Below are 17,197 nucleotides of genomic sequence, written 5' to 3'. Positions count from 1 at the left end.
CATTAGAATGGAGCAATATCGAGTAAGTTGATTCGATATTGAAGGAGGAATACGTTTTGGATTTACTACAATTATTTAAACTACAAAAAGAATTAGATGATCGTATTACGAAAGAACATAATTTAGAGCCGAAAAAATTATTAAAAGAAAAAATGCTAGCACTTCTTGTGGAAATTGGTGAACTTGCAAATGAAACACGCTGCTTTAAATATTGGAGTAACAAGCCAGCATCTGAGCGTCAAGTTGTACTAGAAGAATACGTAGATGGGCTGCATTTTATTTTATCTATTGGAATCGATTTAGGAATTGATAAAAATTTCTTGTTTTATAAATGTGCACTAACAAATAAAACGCAAGTAGAAATTTTCTTAGATGTATATGCGAAAGCAATTCGCTTTAATGAGCAGCCATCTATTACAAATTACATTGAATTGTTTACGAGCTATCTTCGTTTAGGACAAGCGCTTGATTTTGAACAAGAAGAGATTGAGAAAGCGTATGTAGATAAAAATGAAGTAAATCATCAACGTCAAACAGAAGGGTATTGATGAAATTTTTTGAACATTCTTTTCCGCTTTTGTATAATTGAAGAGATGAAGAAAAAGGAGGACATTGTCCAATGACAAAACTAGATGCGACATTGACGATGCTAAAAGAACTAACAGATGCACGGGGGATTGCTGGAAACGAACGCGAGCCTCGTGAAGTAATGAAGAAATATATCGCACCGTTTGCTGATGAAGTATCAACAGATAACTTAGGAAGCTTAGTTGCGAAAAAAATTGGTGACGGCAATGGTCCCAAAATTATGGTAGCCGGTCATTTAGATGAAGTCGGTTTTATGATTACGCAAATTGATGATAAAGGTTTCTTGCGCTTTCAAACAGTTGGCGGCTGGTGGTCACAAGTTATGTTAGCACAGCGCGTAACGATTGTTACGAGCAAAGGTGATGTAACGGGTGTTATTGGTTCTAAACCACCGCACATTTTACCAGCTGAAGTTCGTAAAAAACCAGTTGATATTAAAGATATGTTTATTGATATTGGTGCTTCTAGTAAAGAAGAAGCGCTGGAGTGGGGCGTACGCCCAGGAGATCAAGTTGTACCATATTTCGAATTCCAAGTAATGAAAAACGAAAAAATGTTACTTGCGAAAGCATGGGACAACCGTATTGGCTGCGCAATTGCAATCGATGTTTTAAAACAATTAAAAGATGAAAAGCATCCAAACATTGTATACGGTGTTGGAACAGTACAAGAAGAGGTAGGTCTTCGCGGAGCGAAAACATCTGCACATTATATTCAACCAGATATCGCATTTGCAGTAGATGTTGGAATCGCTGGTGATACACCAGGAGTAAGCGAAAAAGAAGCGCAAGGAAAAATTGGTGATGGCCCGCAAATTATTTTATATGATGCATCTATCGTCGGACATAAAGGTCTTCGTGACTTCGTTGTTGGCGTAGCAGATGAATTAAATATTCCATATCAATACGATGCGCTTCCTGGCGGCGGAACGGATGCAGGAGCAATCCATATTTCTGTGGACGGTATTCCAGCGATGGCAATTACAATTGCAACTCGCTATATTCATTCTCATGCGGCAATGTTGCATCGTGATGACTATGAAAATACAGTGAAGTTAATTGTAGAAGTTGTGAAACGTCTTGATACTGAGGCTGTACATAACATTACATTCGATTAATAGAAAAAAGAGCGAGAGGATATTCCTTTCGCTCTTTTCATTGCTCTAATCCAGCCGCTGTATACGGACCTAAAATGATCAAACGAGCTAGCTGTAAGGCCATATAATGAGGTGTATATGGCATGTTTTGTTTTAGCCATGAAATGACCATTCCTAAATGTGCACCTGATACATAACTAATGAGGATATCACGTGGGACAACTAACTTATCATCATTAGGTTGTGAAACCGAGAGGCTAAGAAGTAAGTTCGTTTGAATTGCTTTCATCATTCGAGAGGAAAACTTCGGAATCCCATTCTCCCCAAGCATCACTTGATAAAAGAAAGCATTCTCAGCAATATGACTAAACAAAGATAGAAAGACAGGATGAGGAGTATCAAGGGTAAGTTTAAACTCACTCTTATCTAATTTTTTCGGTTTGAGAATGTCTGCTAATGTTGTTAGCATTTCTTCAATGCTTCTGTCTAGTAGATCATATTTGTCATTATAATGGCTATAAAAGGTTGCGCGGTTTACAGGTGCCTTTTCAGCAATATCCTGAACGGTAATGCTATCGAAACTTTTTTCGTGTATTAAAGATATAAGGGCATCACGTATTGCCTGTCTCGTTCGTTTTACGCGTGGATCGTTCGAGTTTTTAATAGACATTTTCGTTCTCCTTGCTTGTTTTTTATATATTTTTTCAACATATATATATGGGAATGTCGGAAAAGCAACATTTTGAAATAAATTGTCGGTTGTCATTCGAACCGAATTATTTATAATTATAAACGATATTCTTTTTCTTAGCACAAAATAAGGAGGGTATTTTGTGGGCAGAAAAAGGGTCTTTTTTTAATTAGTCCTTAATAATATGAATGGTAAACCTTGTTAATAAAAAAGAGAGACGGACTTATTAGAAATTCAATTAATCTTGGAAATAAGGAGAGGAAAACAATGAGTCAAATTCGGAGAATGATTATCATTAATATTGTTACACTGATTGTGTTAGTTGGCGGCGGATTTGCTGGCTATTATTATTACAATCAATCAACAAATTATTTAAAAACGGATAATGCAAAAATTGATGGGAAAGTTGTACCTATTGCCTCTCCAGTCGCAGGGAAATTAACAGACTGGAAAGCAGAAGTAGGAAAAAATTATAACGCTGGTGATAAAGTAGGTTCTGTAATGAGTAACGCTAGTGGTACTGCGCAAGAAGTAGATATTACAGTTCCAGCAAATGCAACACTTGTGCAATCAAACGCAACGCAAGATTCTTATATTGCACCAGGAACACCGCTTGCATATGCCTATAATATGAGTGATTTATGGGTAACGGCAAATATTAAAGAAACAGACGTAGATGAGATTCAAAAAGGGCAAGAAGTGGATGTATATGTGGATGCATATCCAGATACAACGTTAACAGGAAAAGTAGAACAAATTGGTTTAACAACAGCAAATACATTTTCTATGTTACCATCTAGCAACGCAACAGCGAACTACACGAAAGTAACACAAGTTATTCCTGTTAAGATTTCATTAGATCATAGTAAATCATTAAATATTGTCCCAGGCATGAATGTCACAGTTCGGATTCATAAGTAAGGGGGAATGAAATATGTCCTCGATCTTTATTGTAGGATACGCTCTTTTATGTATTGTCGTGTTCATTATTGTAAATCGTGTATTTAGAAAAGAAGGAAAAGGGATAGAAGCACCAGTTCAAGCACAAGGGGTTTCAGATAATAAAAAAGAGGCAGTAAGAACACAAGAAATACCGGAAGTTACGGAAGAAGAAACAATCGAAAAACAAGAACAGAAGGCAGAAGGTACGGAACCGAAAGCTTCTCGTTCTCAAACGGTACTTCCTGAATTTAATGTGAAAGTCGTCTTAGCTGTTCTTATTTTCGGGATGTTCGTCTCAATTTTAAATCAAACATTAATTAACGTTGCTTTGCCAGCGTTAATGAATGAATTTAATGTATCAACATCTACAGCACAGTGGCTTACAACAGGATTTATGTTAGTGAACGGGGTATTAGTGCCAATTAGTGCATTTTTAGTCTCCCGGTTTACGTACCGAAACTTATTTCTAGCAGCTATGCTGTTCTTTACAGTAGGTTCGATGATTTGTGCGATATCAGGAAGCTTTACGATGATGATGACAGGACGTGTTATTCAAGCGGTTGGTGCTGGTATTTTAATGCCAGTCGGAATGAATATTTTCATGACCATCTTCCCGCCTCATAAACGCGGGGCTGCGATGGGACTGCTTGGTATTGCGATGATTTTAGGACCTGCCATTGGGCCAACAATTACAGGATGGGTTATTCAAAACTACACATGGAATGTTATATTCTATGCCATGTTTATCATTGGTTTACTTATTATCGTATTAGCACTAAAATATTTTACGCTGAAACAACCTGTGACAAAGGCAACACTAGATACTTTCGGTGTAGTTGCTTCTAGTATCGGACTTGGAAGCTTACTTTATGGTTTTAGTGAGGCGGGGAATAAAGGTTGGAGCAGTGCGGAAGTTATCATTACGATTGTAATCGGTATTATCGGAATCAGTCTATTCGTCTGGAGACAGTTAACGACTGACAATAAAATGTTAGACCTGCGTGTATTCAGCTATTCGGCATTTACTTCAACGCTTTTAATCAATGTAGTTGTCACGATGGCATTATACGGCGGGATGATATTGTTGCCTGTATATTTACAAAACATCCGTGGATTTACACCAATCGATTCAGGGTTACTCCTTCTGCCAGGATCTTTAATCATGGGAATGATGGGACCATTTGCCGGGAAATTATTTGATAGATACGGCATTCGACCACTTGCGATTTTTGGATTAATCCTTACAACATATGCAACATATCAATTTACACATTTAACTTTAGAGACACCTTATAGTGAGATTATGAGAGACTATATTATTCGTTCGTTTGGGATGTCCTTTATCATGATGCCAATCATGACAGCGGGGATGAATGCTCTGCCAATGAAACTTATTTCTCATGGAACAGCAACGCAAAATACATCAAGACAAGTTGCGGGCTCCATTGGAACGGCGCTTTTAATCACAATTATGACGCAGCAAACGACAAATCATATGGCAGACTATGCAAATGCAATTACAACAACGAATCCAATTATCGTAAACAAACTATCACAAATGGCTACAATGACAGGATCAGCGCAGGCAGGAAACGTATTAGGATCACAAATGCTATTTGGACAAGTTTCCAAGCTATCGGTTATTAACGGAATTAATGATGCATTCTGGATTGCAACAATCTTAACAGCCATTGCATTAGTCTTATCGTTTTTCTTACAACCAGGAAATAAGGCGAACAGAAAAGCAGAGAAATAATCTCTGCTTTTTTGCGTGTTTACTATATTAACTTGAAAGATATAACCAGCATCGCCTTGTTCCCAAAATACACCGATATGATAGACGTATGTTCCTGGTTCGTTTGGAAGGAGAATGGTATTATTTTTATTTAAGGCAACAGGAATGTCAGCCCCGTTATGAAACATCGTAACATCAATGGATTTCTGTCTTCTAGTTGAGTTGACAGAGAAGACAGCTTTACTATTTTTAGGGACAATAATTGGCTTATGCTTGGCCGCTATTTGCTCAGGATCAATTTTATCCACACATTTCGATCCCCAGCAATAGCTTCCTTCATATACTTCTAATGATTGCCCATCTACTTTTACAGTCATTTTTGGAAGAGACTCTTGTTGGCAACTTACTAAAAATAATAAGCAAAAAAACAAGACGAATTTTTTCAAACTATGTTCTCCTTTCAAGGAAATTACATCATTTCATAAAAAAATATCCCTGCTACAACAAGCGAACATACCGTAATCCCTACACGCTTAATGCTAGTTATTTGATGGCGTGCCCCGCTAATGCCTGCTAATAAACTAGCAATAGCTAACATCCCCCAGTACATAGACGTTGAAAGTGGGAGAGACTGTTGTGCATCCTTTCCAATCCCTGCAAAAATAACTGGCAGAAGAACGAGTGATAAACAAACGATGCCCATTAGAAGAATAAACCATTTTTTATGTACAATTCCTTTTATAATAAAAAATACTCCCCCGCCAATGCCGCATAGAGCAAGAACGGGTACGAAAAAAATCCAAAGTATGGTAAAGATTGGCATGTGTAAAAAACCTCCTGTTTGATAAGTTATATTTTACAATATAGGGTTTATTTTGGGTATTATAAAAATTATGGATAATTGATAGAAATGAACAATATACAATCGAAATAATAAGTGTAAAGCATGTAAGAGAGGAGGGAACACATGAAAATTACAGAAGAAAATGTTGTAAAGCAACTAAGGAAGCGAAATGAAAAAGCTTATTTTTACGCCAGATATTATGTCTGTGAAAGAAAAAGGAGGAAGGCCAAGAGATAAGAGGGTATTAAACGAGGAAACTTTTGAGGTAATAATCAAATAAAAAATGAAACGCCATTATGCAACCATAATGGCGTTTCATTCAGTACAAGAAGGAACATGTATTAATTGTGATGTGAAGCAAGATAGCTGGAACGATAGAATTCGTTTGTTTATATAATAAAGAAGCAAAGAGACCGGTAATAAAGGCACCTACCATAATCCCAACTGAATACGTATGGGCGATTCCGAATAAGAAACTTGAAATGATTGCAGCTGGCCAAAATGTGAATTTCTCTTCAAAGAAACGTAAAAGAATGCCTCTGCATATCAGTTCTTCTTTAATAGGTGCAAGTAATCCAACTGCAAGAATTAGTAAGAATTTGTACTGCTCTAACGTAGCAAAATCTAGTGCATCTACTTGTTCTTGTACCGAATTAGGGGAAAATTTATCTATTATAACAAGGTCGATAAATACACCGATAGCATAATAAAGGAGTACGTAGGCATACGTACGAAAAGATTTTAAACATTGAAAATCGATAGCTGGTAATACTAGCGTTTTAAGTGGTTTATGCTTCACGATATATAGTATTAAAAAGAATAAGGCTATGCATTCATAGCTAATATTTTCAAGTGATTCAAGTAGAGATTTATGTGTATTTGGGCGAGCATATCCATATAACTCGATAGGTAGTATGGTGAAAACTGCATTAATTATTGGAATAACGAGAATAATCATTAACAGGATTCCAAGAAATTCAAGCCAAGATAGTTTAGTTTGCTGTTCTATTTGTACATGTGTTTGCAAAGTTGTGCTCCTTTTTAATAATAGTAATTTGACTTTGTGTACCTCTTGTTTATTATAAAAACGAAAGCGTATTATTCATCATATGAAATAACATAGCTGGCATAATAGAATTTGTTTTTTTACATAATACAGCCATAAACATACCCATCATAAAAGCACTCACCATAACACCTAGAGAATATGTATGGGCGATTCCGAAGATGAAGCTTGATCCAATTGCTGCTATCCAAAATGGAAAACGCTGCTGGGAAAATTGAAGAATGATTCCGCGGAAAATAAGCTCTTCAAAAATGGGGATGAAAATCGCACTTCCTAAAATTAATAGAATCTTATATTGTTTTAAAGTTTCTAAGTTTAAAGCTACATCTTGTTCTTGCGTTGCATGAGGAAATAGTTTGGAAATAATAAATACATTTATAGCGATGCTAAGCGCGAAGAAAAGAAATAAGTATACATATGTACGAACTTTTTGGAGCGCTTGAAAATTGAAAACAGGTAATAATAGTTTTTTTAAGGGTTCGTATTTAAAAATAAACAATAATAAAATGAGCAGTTGTAATAAAGTACTTCCAGTATTTCTGAGTGAGCTATATAGGGCGATTGTTTTTTTGTCAGAAATGCCTGCGCTGTAAATCATAAACGGAAGACTTATAAATAAGTCGTTTATGATCTTAGCTCCAAAAAAAGCAAATAAAACAGAACCAATAAATTGTCCCCATGATAAAGAATGGTTTTGATCATGTGTAAGTTGTACAGAATGTTGCATATATCGAATCCTCTCTATTGTTTATATATAAAATTATANNAAATGTACCATAAGTTAATGTTACATAATAGTTCGAAATTTTGTAACCAAAGTAAAAATCACCTTAGCATTTACTAAGGTGATTTGTGTATAGTTATTGATTAACAGAGTTTCTCTGCTTTTTTAGTGGAAGAAACAGGAGTATCGGATGTCGATTGTTGAACTTGTAATTCACGATCTACTATCTCATCTAATCGCTTAATTGCTTGCAGTGCTTTTTCATAAGAGATTGTTCGATAGTGATGTGTTCCCCCTGGTTCTTCATCTGCTTCGTCTGCCCATTTAATAATATTTTGGAGAGGTGTTCTCTCAAGTGTTTGTTCTAGTAGAAAAGAATCAGTGTGCAGGAGAATAGCAACAGAAATTTCCTTTGCTTGTTTTGGGTGTTCTCCTAATCGAATTAGCAATTTATGAGCTCTTTCCGCTCCTTTAATCGCATGTATATCATTCTTTTTGTACAATTCATAGTCCCATTGTCCGTTTCGATACCATGTGTGGTGTCCTATATCATGAAGAAAACCAGCCTTTGTTGCCGCATCGACTGGGGCGTGATGCTTTTTGGCTAAGTGAAACGCATGGTAAGCGACGGCGATTGCGTGAACCATTCCAGACCGATTTACATATTTTTGTGTGATAGGATGTTGAAAAATTTGTTCAAGCGTGACACGGCACATAAAACATTCACTCCTTTCATTTATTGCAGTGTATAGAGAAAGCAATAGATATAAAGATATTTTGAACATTTTACTCCATCATATTGTGTTAGTAAAGAAATTTATGAAAGGTTGTCCAACTGTCTATTTCAAAGAGAGTTACTCTATCATATAAATATAGTAACTCTATAAAGAAAGGAGTTAAATGTATGGCCCTTCTAACTAACTGTACTACATGTACGCCTCCTGCCGGTTCAACACCTATTCTTACTGTGGATATACCGGGTGGACTTGCTATTAATTTATTAGGCATTCACATCGAAGCATGCCCAATCTGTCTTACAGTATTCACTGGTGGGGGAACATTAACAGCTGAGCAGCAAGCTATTGCAAATAGCCTTGTACAAGCTGTTCAAAATTTGGTTCCGAATATCCCAAGTGCTCAAAAGTAAATAGGTGTATAGGTATGTTAAATAGCCTTCCGTTTTCTTCGGAAGGCTATTTTCATAAACAGGATTAGAGACGGAGTATTAACATACTCCGTCTTTGAGAAAATTACCTATCTTTTTAATCCTTGCTCTAGCGTAGCTAACATTTCATGCTTTTCATTTTCATCAGCATTTTTCCAAATGACCTCGAATAACACGCCAAGCCCTGGAAGCATTTTTTCTTCCCCGCTTTGAATCGCATCGACAATTGTTTCTTGTAATTGGTCTTGTGTATTTCCAGATACGTTTGCTAATACAGCGCCGCGTAAATTAAAATTCATCGCTTTCACCTCTTTTTAGGAATGGAAACTGACGTTAGTTTTTGTTCTTTTTTATGTAAATATGTATGAAAAATAGGCTATAATGAGAAGACAAGAAGAGAGGGAAATACATATTATGAAAAACATTGATTCAGTACAAAATCCGCGCGTAAAGCAGTGGAAGAAGCTGCAAACGAAAAAAGAGCGCGATCAAAAAGGATTATTTTTTGTAGAAGGATTCCATTTAGTAGAGGAAGCTTTAAAAGCAGGCGTTGCAACAGAACTGATCGTCTCAGATCAAACAGACCTCCCGAAAGATTGGACGGTTGCTGATGTAGAAATGTATATTGTGGCTGAGGCGGTTGTAAAAGTGCTAAGTGAAACAGAAACGACGCAAGGTGTATTTGCGGTTTGTGAGAAACATGAAAAAGAAATCGCTCTTACAAATGGGAAGTTTCTACTATTAGACGGCCTGCAAGACCCGGGAAATTTAGGGACAATCATTCGTACCGCAGATGCAGCTGGACTTGACGCTGTGATTCTTGGAGAAGGATGCGTCGATATATATAACAGTAAAGTATTACGTTCTACACAAGGGTCCGTATTCCATTTACCGATTGTAAAAGGAAACTTAGAAGAATGGGTAGACAAGTTAACTGAAAAGAACGTTCCTGTATACGGAACAGCTCTTGAAAACGGGGTTCCATACGGTGAAGTAGCACCGACGGGAAGCTTTGCATTAATTGTAGGTAATGAAGGAAATGGTGTTCGCCAAGAGCTTCTTGCGAAATGTAAGCAAAACTTATACATTCCGATTTACGGAGGAGCAGAATCATTAAATGTTGCGGTTGCAGCAGGCATTTTAACATATTATTTACAAACTCCGGTTGCGAATCGCTAAAAAACTTCTTATAATAGGTGAAAGTACGTGTTCAAAAAGGAGGATAAAGAGAGCCGAGTAGTTCGAGGCACGGAAGCCACGAGGACACGGAGTGTAGTTTGACTACATGAGTACCGGAGTGGCGACGTAACGAAGAAATACGACAGCTATCTTTACCGGACGTTTTGAACATCCGATAAAAGTGAAATAGTTTAAAAAACGATGATAGAGAAGAGTAGCTTGCAAAATCGCCATATAGGGAGAGAATGCCATAGACTGAAAGCATTCTTATGGTAGACGGAAGTGAATTCACCTCTGGAGTTGACGCCAGGACCATTGTTATGTAAAGGCGTTCCGGTCTAACAAGCCGTTATAACGAATTAAGTGGGCAGACTCGTTCTGTCAATTTAGGGTGGTACCGCGAATTTACCTCGTCCCTTTTTAGGGAGCGAGGTTTTTTTATTTTTAAAATTAGGAGGGTTCCAAATGGAAGCACGTTTAAAAGAGCTAAAGCAAGAAGCGTTAGAGCTTATTGAAAAAGCGAAAGAGCTAAAGGGCTTAAACGATGTACGCGTTGCGTATTTAGGAAAAAAAGGCCCAATTACAGAAGTACTGCGCGGCATGGGGAAATTATCTCCAGAAGAGCGCCCTCGTATGGGAGCTTTAGTAAATGAGGTGCGCGAGGCAATTCAAACGCGTTTAGAAGAAAAAGTGAATCATTTAGAAAAAGCAGTAATTGAAGCGAAATTAGCATCTGAAACAATCGATGTAACATTGCCAGGACGTCCTGTAAATACAGGTTGCCACCATCCATTAACAGCGGTTGTGGAACAAATTGAAGATTTATTTATCGGTATGGGATATGAAGTTGCTGAAGGTCCAGAAGTAGAAAAAGACTACTACAACTTTGAAGCGTTAAACTTACCGAAAGATCACCCAGCCCGCGATATGCAAGATTCTTTCTACATTACAGGAGAAATGTTACTTCGTACACATACATCTTCCGTGCAAGCGAGAACGATGGAGGGGAATACAGAAAAAGGTCCAATCAAAATTATTTGCCCTGGTAAAGTATATCGCCGCGATGATGATGATGCGACGCACTCTCATCAGTTCATGCAAATTGAAGGTCTTGTAATCGATAAAAACATTCGTATGAGTGATTTAAAAGGAACATTACAAGCATTCGCGAAGAAGATGTTCGGTGAAGATCGTGAAATTCGTCTTCGTCCAAGTTTCTTCCCATTCACAGAGCCATCTGTTGAGATGGATATTTCTTGTATGATGTGTCATGGAAAAGGTTGCGGCACATGTAAAGGAACTGGTTGGATCGAAATTTTAGGTGCAGGTATGGTTCATCCAAACGTTCTTGAAATGGCTGGCTATGATTCAGAAGAATATCAAGGCTTCGCATTCGGTATGGGTGCAGAGCGTATTGCGATGTTAAAGTACGGCATTGATGACATTCGTCATTTCTATACAAACGATGTACGTTTCTTACAACAATTCAAACGAGCGTAAGGGAAGGAGAGATAAAGAATGTTCGTATCATATCGTTGGTTACAAGAGTATGTAGATATTAAAGATGTAACAGCACAAGAATTAGCTGATAAAATTACGAAAAGCGGTATTGAAGTAGAAGGCGTTGAAGTATTAAATAAAGGCGTAAAAGGTGTTGTAGTTGGTCACGTATTAGAGTGCGAAAAACACCCGGAAGCTGATAAGTTAAGCAAATGTTTAATCGATATCGGCGAAGAAGAGCCAGTTCAAATTATTTGCGGTGCTCCTAACATTGCGAAAGGTTTAAAAGTACCAGTTGCAAAAGTTGGTGCTGTTCTTCCTGGCAACTTCAAAATTAAAAAAGCAAAATTACGCGGCGAAGCTTCTCACGGTATGGTTTGTTCCTTACAAGAGCTTGGCATTGATGCAAAATTAGTGTCAAAAGACTATGCAGAAGGTATTTTCATTTTCCCAAGTGATGTGGAAGTTGGTGCAGATGCACTTGAAATCTTAAATTTACATGATGAAGTGCTTGAACTTGGTTTAACGCCAAACCGTGCGGATTGCTTAAACATGTTAGGTGTTGCATATGAAGTAGCAGCAATTTACGGCCGTGAAGTGAAACTTCCAGCAGCAGACTTACAAGAAGCAGCAGAAAAAACATCTGATTATATTTCTGTAAGTGTAGAAGCAACGGAACAAAACCCATTATACATTGCGAAAATGGTGAAAAACGTAAAGGTTGGTCCATCACCAATCTGGATGCAAACGCGCCTAATGGCAGCGGGCATTCGTCCAATTAGCAACGTAGTTGATATTACAAACTATATTTTAATTGAATACGGTCAACCGTTACATGCATTTGACTATGATAAATTAGGTTCAAAAGAAATCGTTGTTCGTCTTGCTGAGGAAGGCGAGAAAATGACAACATTAGACGATCAAGAACGTACATTGCAAGCGCATCACCTTGTGATTACAAACGGTACAAAACCATTAGCGGTTGCCGGTGTAATGGGCGGAGCGGATTCTGAAGTAGATAACGATACAGTAAACGTATTAATTGAGTCTGCATATTTCGCAGGTCAAACAGTACGCCGCACATCAAAAGACTTAGGTCTTCGTAGTGAATCAAGTGCACGTTTTGAAAAAGGTATCGACCCAACTCGTACATTTGAAGCGATTCAACATGCAGCAGCATTAATGGCAAAATATGCTGGCGGCGAAGCGTTAGAAGGCGTTGTAGAAGTTGATAACTTACAAGTAGAAGAACGTACAGTATCTGTTACAGTTGAAAAAATTAACCGTGTATTAGGTACAGACATCTCATTGAGTGAAGTGAGCGCAATTTTCACAAACTTAAAGTTCCCATTCACAGAAGTCGAAGGAACATTCCATGTAAGCGTACCAGCACGTCGCCCTGATATTACAATTCCAGAGGACTTAGTAGAAGAAGTAGGTCGATTATACGGATATGATCGCATTCCTTCAACATTACCAACTGGTACAATTACACGCGGTAAATTAACAGAAGCACAAATAAAACGTCGTAAAGTACGCCGTTATTTAGAAGTTGCTGGTTTATATGAAGCGATTACGTATTCATTAACAAGCACGGGAAAAGCAAAACAATATATGGTGGAATCAAATGAAAAAACACCTGTGAACCTTGCACTTCCAATGAGTGAAGAACGCAGTCAGCTTCGTTTAAGCTTAGTACCGCAATTATTAGAAGCAGTAGCATATAACAATGCTCGTAAAGTAGATAACGTTGCATTATATGAAGTAGGTTCTGTATTTTTACCAACAGTAGAAGGTGAACTTCCGAAAGAAGAACAACATCTTGCGGGTATTATGACAGGGGTTGCTCTTCAGCATCAATGGCAAGGGGAGAAGAAGGTTGTTGACTTCTTCGTTATGAAAGGTGTATTAGAAGGGTTAGTTGACATACTTGGTGTGTCTAAGAACATTACGTATGTACCAGCAAAACGTGAAGGTATGCACCCAGGACGTACAGCTGACATTCTACTTGACGGCGAAGTGATTGGTTTCATCGGTCAAGTACACCCAGAAGCACAAAAACAATTAGATGTAAGAGAAACATATGTATTCGAACTGTCACTTGCAAAAGTATTCGGTGCAAATGCAGAAGAAACTTACTACAATACAATTCCACGCTTCCCATCTATGACACGCGATATGGCTGTTGTTGTAGCGAAAGAAGTAAAAGCAGGCGAAGTGAAGCAAACAATTGCGGAAGCGGGCGGAGCACTTCTAAAAGAAGTAACATTATTCGACTTATATGAAGGCGAAAAAATGGAAGAAGGCAAAAAATCTCTTGCATTCTCTATGAACTATTTCGACCCAGAACGTACATTAACAGATGAAGAAGTAACAGAAGCACATAGCCGTGTATTAGCAGCGGTAGAAGAGAAGTTTGGTGCGGAGTTGCGTAAATAATATGAAAAAGCAGCCATGTGGCTGCTTTTTTTGTTGCGTTTTATACTTAATGAACAGAGAAGGTTAATGAGAAATTTCGCTAAAAACAGGATTATGCATACGGTGAAGGAGCGGTTACTTTTTCGGAAAAAGGTACTCCATTTACAGTACCTGAAGCTGTAAGAGTGATATCCCCAGGCCCAAAGGCAGTGACAGTAGTGTTAAAGAACCCATCTGCCTCTGTAAAAATCGTGGTTGGAGAAACAGTTGCGGAACCGGCCACTGTGAAAAAAACTGGTATTCCTGCAAATCCGATGCCATTGACTAATAACCGATCTGGAGCAGGAGTTCTATCATCTTCACTTGGCAAACTGAATCCAAGATCTACTTCTATACTAGTAACTGCTAATTTTCTAATACAAACTTTGATGATTTCTTTTTCTTTGAATTTAAAAGCAACCCGCAGACCGTTTATGATTCCGAAATTTTGTTCTTGGGAAGAAACTTCGCCAAGAATCGTTACACCAGTCACTTCAAAAATGTCACCTTCATTGGCGTCTTCGCGGTCGATGACACATTGGAATGGAATATCGTCGAAGACCTGGAAACTTGGAACTAAAGTGCCGTCTTCTAAAACTGCAGTGTAAGTTATTGTTTTATGGATAGCTCCGCAAATGACAACCTTTTCGGGGACTACATTTTCTACCGTAGCTTCAACTGTTTTTGTAAAGGTAACGGTATTTTCAAGGGCTGGGGGGACAAGTTGTGTAGTACGCTCGACAACAACTTGGCAACAAGTTGTTGGGTTAACGAGGGGACAAGCCATTACATATTCCTCCTTAACTTTACTAGGATATATTTTGGAATCTTTTACTTCACAAATAGCTGTTTAAATAGAATGATTTTTTTCTTTATTGTAGACTATGAAATATAGGAGGAGCTTGTATAGGATAATTATCCTATACAAGTTTTTTGTTTTAGATGTTTCACATCAGTGAAATTCATTATATTGTGGAGAATGACTACTATCTGAAAGTGCAGTAAAGTAACTAGAAAGAAAGAATAGAAGCATATAGCCGCGGTAGAAAAGAAATTTAGTGCGGAGTTGAATAAATAATATAAAAAAGCAGCATTAGAGCTGCTTTTTTATATTATTTACTTTAACTATTTAGCCTACACACAAGGTGAAGGTGCGGTTACTTGTCCAAAAAAAGGAACGCCATTTACAGTTCCAGAAGCTGTAAGTGTTATATCTCCAGGTCCAAAAGCAGTGACATTTGTGCTAAAGAATCCATCTGGGCCTGTAAAAACTGTAGCTGGGGAAACGGTTGCGGCACCTTGTATTGTGAGAAATACTGGTATTCCTGCAAATCCAATGCCATTCACTAACAAACGACCTGGTGCAACAACCGGAACGTTACAATCTGCGCTTGTAAAAGCTAATCCAAGTGCTACTTCTGTACCTGTAACTGTTAATCTTCTAACACACACTTTGACGATTTCTTTTTCTTTGAATTTAAAAGCAACTCGACGTCCATTTATAATTCCGAAATTTTGTTCTTGGGAAGAAACTTCGCCAAGAATCGCCACGCCAGTCACTTCAAAAATATCACCTTCATTGGCATCTTCGCGATCAATAACACACTGGAACGGGATATCGTCGTGAATCTGAAACCCTGGAACTAGGGTGCCGTCTTCTAAAACTGCAGTGTAAGTTAGCGTTTTATGAATGACTCCACAAACGACAACCTTTTCGGGAACTACATTTTCAATCGTAGCCTCAACTGTTTTTGTAAAAGTAACGGTATTTTCAAGTGCTGGGGGGACAAGTTGTGTAGTGTGCTCGACAACAACTTGGCAACAAGTTGTTGGGTTAGCGAGGGGACAAACCATTACATATTCCTCCTTAGTTTTTAGGATATACTCTGTTCATTTCTCTTAAACTAACTGTTTGAACAGAAGACTATCTTCTCTAGATAGATTATGAAAGATATGCGAGTCTTGTATAGGAACGTATCTTGGACAAGGCTCCCATTTTATTTTTTTTCATTTAGTCGACAACTTATTTCATTCTAAAAAGTTTGTAACTTGGAATTCAGAAGTTAACGTGATCTATATATTTTAAATTTTTGAGGTATAAGTCATTGTTATGAAGAATACAACATGACCTGTGCTCGCTTGCTCCCTTTGTTTTAAACTTGGCATGTGGCAGGAAAAGGCCCTGACCGCTTCTATGCATGGCCAGATGCTCTCGTCTTCCTTAAAAAGAAAGGGGGGTCTTTCTGCCGTGTATATATTCTTTCTTATTTGAGATGAAAAAATATAGATTTGTTAGGTAATCATTTGTACGGAAATTTTTAAAATATCTTTCTCTATGAAATTGAAAACGAGGGTGTGCGCATACAATTCAGGATCATTTGATTGTCCTAGATTAGCTTCCAGGGAGAAAATTTCACTGAGTATTTTCTGTTCGATGATGTCAAATTGATGGTTTTCTTTAATATCTGCCGATTCTATAAGACCCTGGAAGGGAGCGTCATCTTGAATGCTATAATTCGGGACTTCTTCGTTATGAATGACAGCTGTGTAAGTAATTGTTTTACGGATAAAGCCAATAATGACAATAGCTTCGGAACAAACCTTTTCGATACTAGTAAATATCTGTTTATCCACTTTAATGGTGCCTTGTTTGGCAGGGGGAACTAACTGGATTTTATGTTCTACAATTTGTCTGTAGCACATTGCTTTTGCCTCGGATGATTTTGATGATTGTATCGCTATTATCATTTTTGGTGATTTTCCTAATGTTTGAATGTCAGGAAGTCCAGGTAAACCGATATAAGGAAAAAATGGTGTGCTTGTAACGGATTCTTTATCATGATATGGATTCATGTATACTGCCTCACTTTTTTATTCGTGTATAGTGTAGAATATGTTTTCTAAATTGTAGATGCTTGTTTTTAAGAATCAATTACAAAAAACGAACTATTGTCATAGTTGTATTAAGAGTGGTAGAAGGAAAAATGATTATTTATACAAATTTCCCAGTCTCTTCTTACGATGAAATGGAAAGTGTAACTCTAAAAACTAGAAATTTTGGAGAGATAAAACTAAAAAAGAAATAAAGTGAAAACCTTTCATTCTATCGTGGATGAAAGGTTTTCTTTTATTTATCCCGCATTAACTGGCAGTAAGACCCCCACCTCAAGATTTAAAGGGAAGCGAGGAAGATAGGTGGGGGATAACTGC

The 17,197-nt window shown here is 37.6% G+C and carries 16 protein-coding genes, 1 pseudogene and 1 other annotated feature; of the genes and pseudogenes, 8 read left to right on the top strand and 9 right to left on the bottom strand.

Annotation, left to right across the window (positions count from 1 at the left end; genetic code table 11):
• Positions 1-56: 56 nt before the first annotated feature.
• Entirely contained in the window at positions 57-548 is a 492-nt protein-coding gene (locus tag V7024_RS02655; protein WP_020060077.1) for a dUTP diphosphatase, read from the top strand.
• A gap of 71 nt (positions 549-619) precedes the next feature.
• Positions 620-1,705, top strand: a complete 1,086-nt coding sequence (locus V7024_RS02650) for a M42 family metallopeptidase (RefSeq protein WP_335515266.1) — start codon at positions 620-622, stop codon at positions 1,703-1,705.
• A gap of 37 nt (positions 1,706-1,742) precedes the next feature.
• Here V7024_RS02650 and V7024_RS02645 read toward each other — a convergent pair whose 3' ends face one another.
• A complete protein-coding gene (locus V7024_RS02645; protein ID WP_335515263.1) occupies positions 1,743-2,354 on the bottom strand; it encodes a TetR/AcrR family transcriptional regulator in 612 nt (203 codons plus the stop codon).
• Between the two features lie 288 nt (positions 2,355-2,642).
• Between V7024_RS02645 and V7024_RS02640 the strand changes: the two genes are divergently transcribed.
• Both V7024_RS02640 and V7024_RS02635 read left to right on the top strand, forming a co-directional pair.
• Positions 2,643-3,296, top strand: coding sequence for an HlyD family secretion protein (locus V7024_RS02640; protein ID WP_335515261.1), 654 nt, complete (start codon positions 2,643-2,645; stop codon positions 3,294-3,296).
• Between the two features lie 163 nt (positions 3,297-3,459).
• Positions 3,460-5,073 (top strand): annotated as a pseudogene (locus V7024_RS02635) (DHA2 family efflux MFS transporter permease subunit); the annotation flags it as partial.
• Between the two features lie 448 nt (positions 5,074-5,521).
• On the opposite strand, the gene V7024_RS02630 reads toward V7024_RS02635, so the two are convergent.
• From V7024_RS02630 to V7024_RS02615, 4 genes are all read right to left on the bottom strand, one after another.
• A complete protein-coding gene (locus V7024_RS02630) occupies positions 5,522-5,875 on the bottom strand; it encodes an ammonia permease (protein WP_098914244.1) in 354 nt (117 codons plus the stop codon).
• A gap of 340 nt (positions 5,876-6,215) precedes the next feature.
• On the bottom strand, positions 6,216-6,923 hold the full coding sequence (locus V7024_RS02625) for a CPBP family intramembrane glutamic endopeptidase (RefSeq protein WP_335515251.1): 708 nt from the start codon (positions 6,921-6,923) through the stop codon (positions 6,216-6,218).
• A gap of 52 nt (positions 6,924-6,975) precedes the next feature.
• On the bottom strand, positions 6,976-7,689 hold the full coding sequence (locus tag V7024_RS02620; RefSeq protein ID WP_335515249.1) for a CPBP family intramembrane glutamic endopeptidase: 714 nt from the start codon (positions 7,687-7,689) through the stop codon (positions 6,976-6,978).
• A 140-nt stretch (positions 7,690-7,829) separates the two neighbouring features.
• Complete coding sequence (locus V7024_RS02615; RefSeq protein ID WP_335515246.1) at positions 7,830-8,402, bottom strand: HD domain-containing protein; 573 nt, start codon at positions 8,400-8,402, stop codon at positions 7,830-7,832.
• Positions 8,403-8,590: 188 nt separating this feature from the next.
• Here V7024_RS02615 and V7024_RS02610 point away from each other — a divergent pair, with 188 nt between their 5' ends.
• A complete protein-coding gene (locus V7024_RS02610; RefSeq protein WP_335515243.1) occupies positions 8,591-8,833 on the top strand; it encodes a hypothetical protein in 243 nt (80 codons plus the stop codon).
• Positions 8,834-8,940: 107 nt separating this feature from the next.
• On the opposite strand, the gene sspI is transcribed toward V7024_RS02610, so the two are convergent.
• Positions 8,941-9,150 carry a small acid-soluble spore protein SspI gene (sspI, locus tag V7024_RS02605; RefSeq protein WP_098914238.1) on the bottom strand — a complete coding sequence of 70 codons (210 nt, stop codon included), beginning with the start codon at positions 9,148-9,150 and terminating at the stop codon, positions 8,941-8,943.
• 82 nt (positions 9,151-9,232) lie between these two features.
• On the opposite strand from sspI, the gene V7024_RS02600 reads away from it, so the two are divergent.
• The 3 genes from V7024_RS02600 to pheT all read left to right on the top strand — a co-directional run bounded on the left by V7024_RS02600 (position 9,233) and on the right by pheT (position 13,969).
• On the top strand, positions 9,233-10,030 hold the full coding sequence (locus V7024_RS02600; protein ID WP_335515240.1) for a TrmH family RNA methyltransferase: 798 nt from the start codon (positions 9,233-9,235) through the stop codon (positions 10,028-10,030).
• Between the two features lie 192 nt (positions 10,031-10,222).
• Positions 10,223-10,451: a binding site (T-box leader), on the top strand.
• A gap of 44 nt (positions 10,452-10,495) precedes the next feature.
• Entirely contained in the window at positions 10,496-11,530 is a 1,035-nt protein-coding gene (gene pheS, locus V7024_RS02595) for a phenylalanine--tRNA ligase subunit alpha (RefSeq protein ID WP_335515237.1), read from the top strand.
• An 18-nt stretch (positions 11,531-11,548) separates the two neighbouring features.
• On the top strand, positions 11,549-13,969 hold the full coding sequence (gene pheT / locus V7024_RS02590; protein WP_335515234.1) for a phenylalanine--tRNA ligase subunit beta: 2,421 nt from the start codon (positions 11,549-11,551) through the stop codon (positions 13,967-13,969).
• A gap of 91 nt (positions 13,970-14,060) precedes the next feature.
• Here pheT and V7024_RS02585 read toward each other — a convergent pair whose 3' ends face one another.
• The 3 genes from V7024_RS02585 to V7024_RS02575 all read right to left on the bottom strand — a co-directional run bounded on the left by V7024_RS02585 (position 14,061) and on the right by V7024_RS02575 (position 16,840).
• Entirely contained in the window at positions 14,061-14,774 is a 714-nt protein-coding gene (locus tag V7024_RS02585) for a hypothetical protein (RefSeq protein ID WP_335515231.1), read from the bottom strand.
• A 347-nt stretch (positions 14,775-15,121) separates the two neighbouring features.
• Positions 15,122-15,841, bottom strand: a complete 720-nt coding sequence (locus V7024_RS02580; protein WP_335515228.1) for a hypothetical protein — start codon at positions 15,839-15,841, stop codon at positions 15,122-15,124.
• A gap of 438 nt (positions 15,842-16,279) precedes the next feature.
• Positions 16,280-16,840 (bottom strand): hypothetical protein, encoded by a 561-nt coding sequence (locus V7024_RS02575; RefSeq protein ID WP_335515225.1) that lies wholly within the window; start codon positions 16,838-16,840, stop codon positions 16,280-16,282.
• Between the last annotated feature and the right edge of the window lie 357 nt (positions 16,841-17,197).

The sequence above is a fragment of the Bacillus sp. JJ864 genome, assembly GCF_036963045.1.
GTDB lineage: Bacteria > Bacillota > Bacilli > Bacillales > Bacillaceae_G > Bacillus_A > Bacillus_A pseudomycoides_C.
Note: the sequence above shows the minus strand (reverse complement) of the source record. Positions and strands in the feature narration are given on the sequence as shown.